This is a genomic window from Saccharomonospora sp. NB11, assembly GCF_015910535.1.
GTDB lineage: Bacteria > Actinomycetota > Actinomycetes > Mycobacteriales > Pseudonocardiaceae > Saccharomonospora.
Genome location: NZ_JACBJG010000006.1, coordinates 309,168 through 315,250, shown reverse-complemented (window position 1 = coordinate 315,250; position 6,083 = coordinate 309,168). Strand labels below are relative to the sequence as shown.

3 protein-coding genes and 1 pseudogene are annotated in these 6,083 nt (G+C 68.4%); 1 reads left to right on the top strand and 3 read right to left on the bottom strand.

Going from position 1 to position 6,083, the window contains the following annotated elements; all coding sequences use genetic code 11:
* A pseudogene (locus JAV51_RS11980) lies at nucleotides 1-683 on the bottom strand (peptidase S8); the annotation flags it as partial.
* 168 nt (nucleotides 684-851) lie between these two features.
* Nucleotides 852-3,380 carry an RNA helicase gene (locus JAV51_RS11975; protein ID WP_197320762.1) on the bottom strand — a complete coding sequence of 843 codons (2,529 nt, stop codon included), beginning with the start codon at nucleotides 3,378-3,380 and terminating at the stop codon, nucleotides 852-854.
* Between the two features lie 141 nt (nucleotides 3,381-3,521).
* Between JAV51_RS11975 and JAV51_RS11970 the strand changes: the two genes are divergently transcribed.
* Complete coding sequence (locus tag JAV51_RS11970; protein WP_197320761.1) at nucleotides 3,522-4,811, top strand: primosomal protein; 1,290 nt, start codon at nucleotides 3,522-3,524, stop codon at nucleotides 4,809-4,811.
* A 61-nt stretch (nucleotides 4,812-4,872) separates the two neighbouring features.
* On the opposite strand, the gene JAV51_RS11965 is transcribed toward JAV51_RS11970, so the two are convergent.
* A complete protein-coding gene (locus JAV51_RS11965) occupies nucleotides 4,873-5,964 on the bottom strand; it encodes an adenosine deaminase (protein WP_197320760.1) in 1,092 nt (363 codons plus the stop codon).
* Nucleotides 5,965-6,083 lie beyond the last annotated feature (119 nt).

Genomic DNA, 6,083 nt, shown 5'->3' with positions numbered 1-6,083 from the left:
GCAAGGTCCGGGTGATCGGCGTCGATGCCGGTGTCCAACACCGCGACCCGCACACCCTCACCGGTCAGCCCGCTGTCCCACGCCTCCGGCGCACCGATCTGCGGCACACTCTCCGCCAACGTCGCCTTCACCGGCGCGTCCAACCACAACCGCTCGATCTCGGCGCCGGGTTCGAGCATCGGACGCACCCGGTCCCAGAACTTCTTCGCCTCGGTCTTCACGGTTTCCAGCGCCGCGCCCGTGATCGCGGCGAGCGAGCGGGTCTCCACGGCAGCGCCGTCCACGGCCGCACGCGCGCGGGTCCCGGACGACGTGTCGTCGCGATAGGACACCAGCATCGGCACGTCGTCCCGGACGCCGTCGTGGTATCCGGCCTTCACCAACGTCGTCACGTCGAACAGCCGCTTGTCCAGCGTGCCGTCGGCGATCAGCGCCGCCGCGTCGTTCGGGACGACGTACATCGCGTCGTGCTCGGCATAGCGGCGGTAGCCGACCCGCTCGCGCCCTTGCGCGGGCACGAACTCGACGTCGTCGTGGCCGACCACGACCTTGTCACCGGTGACCAACGTGACGACGGTCCTGGCCTGCGCGACCTCGGCCACCATCGCCGGTGCGGGCACCGCCTGCGCGGGCGTCGCCGTCACGACCGGTGTCGACACCACGGTCATCACCATGGCGGACATCGCAGCCAAGCCCCGGACACTCATCGTTCGTTTGCGCACCTGCTCCGCTCCCCTCAGTGATCAACTGAAGGTACACAGAGTGCCGGAAGCGTCACGCACCGCATATCGTTCGTGTGCTGTCGGCGACGCGGTAAGCTCAGCCGTCGGACTGGCCCCCTGGGGACACGATCAGCTCTCGGCGACGTCCACGAGCCGGATCACGGCCTGGCCTGCCTCGTCGGAAGCCGCGAGATCGACCTCGGCGGTGATGCTCCAGTCGTGATTGCCCTCGGGGTCGTCGAGGATCTGCCGAACCCGCCAGTGGTCGGACTCCTGCTCGATGACCAGCAGAGCCGGGCCCCGCGCGTCCGGACCGGTGCGAATCTCGTCGTAGACGTCGTAGTAGTCCGCGAGCGCGTCCTCCCACGCCTCGGCGTCCCAGCCGGACTCGGCGTCGAGCTCGCCCAGGGCCTCGTAGTCCTCTCGGGCCGCGAGCTGCACGCGGCGGAACATCTCGTTGCGGACGAGCACTCGGAACGCGCGCTCGTTGCGCGTGACCGGTGGCGGGCCCTCCGCGACGGCGGGTCGGCCCGACTCGTCGCGTTCGACGGCCTCGGGGTGGCGCAGCGCCTCCCACTCGTCGAGCAGGCTGGAGTCGACCTGCCTCACCAACTCGCCGAGCCACTCGATCAAGTCCTGCAGCGGTTCGGTCTTCGCGTCGTCGGGCACGGTCCGGCGCAGCGCGTCGTAGGTGTCGGCCAGGTACCGCAGCAACACGCCCTCGGACCGGGCGAGCCCGTAGTAGCCGATGTACTCGACGAAGTTCATCGCCCGCTCGTACATGTCGCGCACGACCGACTTCGGCGAGAGCCGGTAGTCGGCGACCCACGGCTGTCCCTGCCGGTACCGCGTGTACGCGGCGTCGAGCAGCTCCTCCAACGGTTTGGGATAGGTGACGTCGTCGAGCAGTTCCATCCGCTGCTCGTACTCGATCCCCTCCGCCTTCATCGCCGCGATGGCCTCGTTGCGCGCCTTGAACTGCTGCTGCGCCAACACCTGCTTCGGATCGTCCACAGTGGCCTCGACGATCGACACCACGTCGAGCGCGTACGACGGCGACTCCGGATCGAGCAGGTCGATGGCGGCCAACGCCAGCGGGGACAGCGGCTGGTTCAGGGCGAAATCGAGTTGCAGGTCCATGGTGAGCTGCACCCGGCGACCGTCCGCGTCCGGCTCGTCCAACTCCTCCACCACGCCCGCGGCGAGCAGCGAGCGGTAGATCGCGATGGCTCGCAGGATGTGTCGGCGCTGTGCGGGCCGGTCCTCGTGGTTGTCCTCCAACAACCGACGCATGTGCGTGAAGGCGTCCCCGGGCCGCGAGATCACGTTGAGCAGCATCGAGTGACTGACCTTGAAACTCGACGTCAGCGGCTCGGGCTCGGCGGCGACGAGGCGCTCGAATGTGCTCTCGGTCCAGTTGACGAAGCCCTCGGGCGCCTTCTTGCGCACGATCTTGCGCTTCTTCTTCGGGTCGTCGCCCGCCTTCTCCAGCGCCTTGGCGTTCTCGATGACGTGGTCGGGGGCCTGCACGACCACGTAGCCGTCGGTGTCGTAGCCCGCCCGGCCGGCGCGGCCCGCGATCTGGTGGAACTCCCGCGCCTTGAGGTGGCGTTGCCGCGTGCCGTCGAACTTCGTCAACGCGGACAGCACCACGGTGCGGATGGGCACGTTGATGCCGACGCCGAGCGTGTCGGTGCCGCAGATCAGCTTCAACAGACCGGCTTGTGCGAGCTGCTCCACGAGCCGTCGGTACTTCGGCAGCATTCCCGCGTGGTGCACGCCGATCCCGTGCCGCACGAGCCTCGACAACGTCCGGCCGAACCCTGCCGAGAACCGGAAGTCCCCGATGGCTTCGGCGATGGCGTCCTTCTCCGCCCGCGAGCACACGTTGATGCTCATCAGCGCCTGCGCGCGTTCCACGGCGGCGGCCTGCGAGAAGTGCACGATGTAGACGGGGGCCTGGTTCGAGTGCACGAGCTCCGACACGGTCTCGTGCATGGGCGTCAGCGCGTAGCGGAACGTCAGCGGCACCGGGCGCTGCGCCGAGGTCACCACGGCCGTCGACCGGCCGGTGCGGCGGGTCAGGTCCTTCTCGAAGAAGGACACGTCGCCGAGCGTGGCCGACATGAGCAGGAACTGCGCCTTCGGCAGCTCCAGCAGCGGCACCTGCCACGCCCAGCCGCGGTCGGGCTCGGAGTAGAAGTGGAACTCGTCGGCCACGACCTGACCGATCTCGTCCACGTCGGCGTCGGGCCCCAACCGCAGAGCCAGGTTGGCCAGGATCTCCGCTGTGCAGCAGATGATCGGGGCATCGGGGTTGACGCTGGAGTCGCCGGTCATCATCCCGACGTTGTCCGCGCCGAAGATCTCCACGAGCGAGAAGAACTTCTCCGACACCAGCGCCTTGATCGGCGCGGTGTAGAAGCTGCGCCTGCCCTCCGCCAACGCGGCGAAGTGGGCGCCGACCGCCACGAGGCTTTTGCCCGAGCCCGTCGGTGTCGAGAGGATCACGTTCGCCCCCGACACGAGTTCGATGAGCGCCTCCTCCTGCGCCGGGTACAACTCGAGACCACGCTCCTGCGCCCACGTGGAGAAGGCGTCGAAGAGCGCGTCGGGATCGCTGTCGCCCGGAAGGCGGTTCGTGAGAAAGTCAGTCATCGTGCCTTAGATCGTGTCACTGACGTGCCGATCCCGTGAGGGGTGATCGCGGCGCGAAGCCGGAACCCGTAGGCTTCGGCTAACACGTCCGGTTTCGAATGCCGAGAGCCGGCTCGTGCACAGGTGTTTCCGGAGGGCGGAATGGCACAGGATATCATCCCGATCGAACTCGGGCTGCCACAAGGCGATCTGGTGACCCTGTGGGCGCCACGATGGCGAGAGGACGGCGAGGAGTGGGAAGCCTTCCTCGGCGACGAGGACGACCTCTACGCGTTCCCCGACGCCGCGCACCTCGCCGCATACGTGCGCACGGCCGAACAGCACGACCTGCTCGACCACCCCGCGTGGGAAGCCGTGCCGGCGCTGAACGTGCCGGAACTCATCCCGGACGACGACCACTGCTTCGACCTCGTGGGCGTCCCGGAACTCGTCGCCGAGGAACCGGACTCCTGGACGCTGTCCGAACTCGCCGAGATCGTCAACATCGTGCGCTCGCTCGCGGACGTGTGCGAGCTGGACGAGGTGCACGAGGTTCTCGACAGCTCCGAGGCTTTCTCCCTGCTCGACCAGGGTCAGCTTCCCTTCAGCGGCCGTGAGGGCGCGCGACTGTGGAACGAGCTGTCGAAGACGGTGTCGGAGAAGTGGGACACCGTGCTCGACGCCATCGACGAACTCGTCACCGTTCCCGACGTCGACTCCGCGACGCTCGACGCCACCGCCGAGGAACTCGCGGCGTTCCACGAGGAGTCCGCCGAGTCCGAGGCCGGCGTGGACAGCGACAACGATCTCGACGACATCGATCCGGTCGACCGGGACTCCGCCGACGCCGACGAGACGTCCGACACCGACGACGAGGACTACGACGACGAGCCCGAGGGCTTCTGGGCCGAGGTCGGCATCGACCCGATCAAGATCCAGACGTCGGCGCGCGACTACTACACCCTGCGCTGCTACCTCGACGACGAGCCGGTGTTCCTCGGCTCCGAAGGCACCATCGAGGTGTATCCGTCGGAGCGCGCGCTGGCGCGGGCGCTGGCGGACGGCGCGGACCTCGCCCACACCGACATCGCCACGGTCTCCACGTGGGACGAGGTGCTGGCGTCGGCCACCGCGGGTGAGCTGGAGATCGAGGTCGACCCGGACAACACCTACGTGCTCGCCGGGCTCGACGAGGACATCGCGGACGGCGTCGACGCCATCGACCCGACGCAGCTCGAACTCGCGGTGGAACTGCTGCGCGACGCCGCCGACTGGGCGGGCGACGACGAGGTGGGCAAGGAACTGGCCACCTCGGAGCGGTTGGGCTGGCTGGTGTCCTTCGTGCTGCGGCCCGACCCGACGCGGCTCACCCCGAGCGCGCCGTTCGACACCGAGCAGCAGACGTGGCGCAGGCTCGTCGAGACCTTCGAGAACCGCCTGCACCTGAACTGATTCGACGTACACGGTCGTCGTCCCGAGGTTGAACGCCGGGACGACGACCGTTTTCGTCAGCTCACACGCGCTCGGCGTACCAGGGCTTGATCACGTTGTCGATGATGTCGAGCCGCTCGTCGAAGCCGATGAACGCCGACTTCATCGCGTTGATGGTGCACCACTGCACGTCCGACCAGTCGAAGCCGAACGCGTCGACCAGCGCCGCGAACTCCGAGGACACCGAGCAGCCGCTCATCAGCCGGTTGTCGGTGTTCACCGTCACGCGGAACCGAAGTTTCGCCAGCAGGCCGATCGGATGCTCGGCGATCGAGGCCGCCGCGCCCGTCTGGACGTTCGACGACGGGCACACCTCCAGCGGGATGCGACGGTCGCGCACGTACGCGGCGAGCCTGCCCAACGAGACGCTGCCGTCGTCGGCCGTCGTGATGTCGTCGGCGATGCGAACGCCGTGGCCGAGCCGCTCGGCTCCGCAGATCTGGATGGCCTCCCAGATCGACGCCAGTCCGAACGCCTCACCGGCGTGGATGGTGAAGTGCGCGTTGTTCTCCCGCAGGTATTCGAACGCGTCGAGGTTGCGGGTGGGAGGGAAGCCCTTCTCCGGGCCCGCGATGTCGAAGCCGACGACGCCGCGGTCGCGGTAACGCACCATCAGCTCGGCGATCTCCAGCGCCCGCGCGTGCTGCCGCATGGCGCACAGCAACTGCCCGACCCGGATCTGCTTGCCGCGTTCGGCGGCGGCCTTGCGCCCACGCTCGAACCCGTCCTGCACGGCCTCGACGACCGCGTCCAACGACAGCCCACGTTCGACGAACAGCTCGGGGGCGTACCGCACCTCGGCGTACACGACGCCGTCGTCGGCCAGGTCCTCCACGCACTCCGCGGCGACCCGCGACAGCGCCTCCTCGGTCTGCATGACCCCGCAGGTGTGGGCGAACGTCTCCAGGTACTTCTCCAAGGAGCCCGAGTCGGCGGCGTTGCGGAACCAACGGCTCAACTCGTCGACATCGGTGGTGGGCAGGCCCTGGTACCCGATCTCGTCGGCGAGCTCGACGACGGTGCCGGGTCGCAGCCCCCCGTCGAGATGGTCGTGGAGCAGCACCTTGGGCGCGCTGCGCAGTTCGTGCGGAGTCGGAACGGTTCGCGTCGACATGCGATGACGGTACCTGCGCGGGCCCGACACACCCGGCGACACCCGGACGTTCACCACGGTCCACCCCGATCGGGTGGCGAAGTCTCACGCTGTACTCGAACGTTGGACGGTGACCCCCT